The sequence below is a fragment of the Neisseria sp. P0009.S007 genome (assembly GCF_051962515.1).
In genome coordinates this window covers 1-1,000 of record NZ_JBQCVF010000553.1, presented here as the reverse complement: position 1 = coordinate 1,000, position 1,000 = coordinate 1, and the positions used below count along the sequence as shown (strand labels likewise).

Genomic DNA, 1,000 nt, shown 5'->3' with positions numbered 1-1,000 from the left:
AACTGGGTCAACGGCGAAATCGCCGCCATGAAAAAAGACGGCCGTCTGAAAGCCGCCTATGAAAAAACCCTCTTGCCCGTGTATGGAGAGAAAGTCAAACCGGAAGAATTGTTGGCGGAATAAACCGACTATTTTCTCGGCAAAAAGTCACTTGGCCGTATTTCAGCTATCCGATTTTTGATTGATTTAAACAAATATCATACCTAACAACAGGCCGTCTGAACGTATTATCGATATCTTCAGACGGCCCATTGTTTAAAAACGAATAACATGATAACCTTTTAATAATGGATGAAATAATTCGTCCGATATTTCCACAAAGCAAAAAGGACTCTATCTTATGAACCGTCGTCAATTTATCGGCAGCGCTGCTGCTGTTTCCCTCACCGCCGCCGCTTCTTTCGCCCGTGCTCACGACCATGCAGGCCATGCACACCATGTTGGTCACGCGCATTCTGCACCGCGCGCCTACGAAGCTGCGCGCAAAGCGGCCGCACATTGCGTTGAAGCCGGTCAAATCTGTCTGGCACACTGCATCGCCCTGTTGAGCGAAGGCGATACCTCCATGAAAGACTGCGCAGCCGGCGCTAACCAAATGTTGGCACTGTGCGGCACATTGCAAAACCTCGCTGCCCAAAATTCACGCCTGACCCCGTCTTTGGCAAAAGTGTGCATCGAAGCCTGCAAACAATGTGCTGCCGCCTGCAAAGAACACGCCAGCCACCACGCTGAATGCAAAGCCTGCTACGAATCTTGCTTGGCTTGCATTAAAGAATGCGAAAAAATTGCCGCTTAAGCACTATTGAAAAAAGGCCGTCTGAATTTCAGACGGCCTTTTATTTTGCTATTTTATTCACGCTATTCGGCTGCAAGCTCTTGCTCATCGAGCAGTTTTTTCCGAACAATCGCAGGATTACCCGCAGCCACGCAATAAGGCGGCACATCTTTGGTAACCCCCGAACCTGCGCCGATTACCGCGCCCTTACCGATGGTAACACCA

General features: G+C 49.4%; 1 protein-coding gene and 2 pseudogenes. 2 read left to right on the top strand and 1 reads right to left on the bottom strand.

Features of this window, described 5'->3' with window-relative positions; translation table 11 throughout:
• Positions 1-123, top strand: a pseudogene (locus ACTHS3_RS14755) (ABC transporter substrate-binding protein); the annotation flags it as partial.
• 217 nt (positions 124-340) lie between these two features.
• Positions 341-796 (top strand): four-helix bundle copper-binding protein, encoded by a 456-nt coding sequence (locus tag ACTHS3_RS14750; RefSeq protein WP_070606256.1) that lies wholly within the window; start codon positions 341-343, stop codon positions 794-796.
• A gap of 62 nt (positions 797-858) precedes the next feature.
• Here ACTHS3_RS14750 and ACTHS3_RS14745 read toward each other — a convergent pair.
• A pseudogene (locus ACTHS3_RS14745) lies at positions 859-1,000 on the bottom strand (acyltransferase); the annotation flags it as partial.

Bases quoted from the DNA above. Each gene is read 5' to 3' on its own strand.
- ACTHS3_RS14750 (WP_070606256.1), top strand. From the start codon at position 341: ATGAACCGTCGTCAATTTATCGGCAGCGCTGCTGCTGTTTCCCTCACC.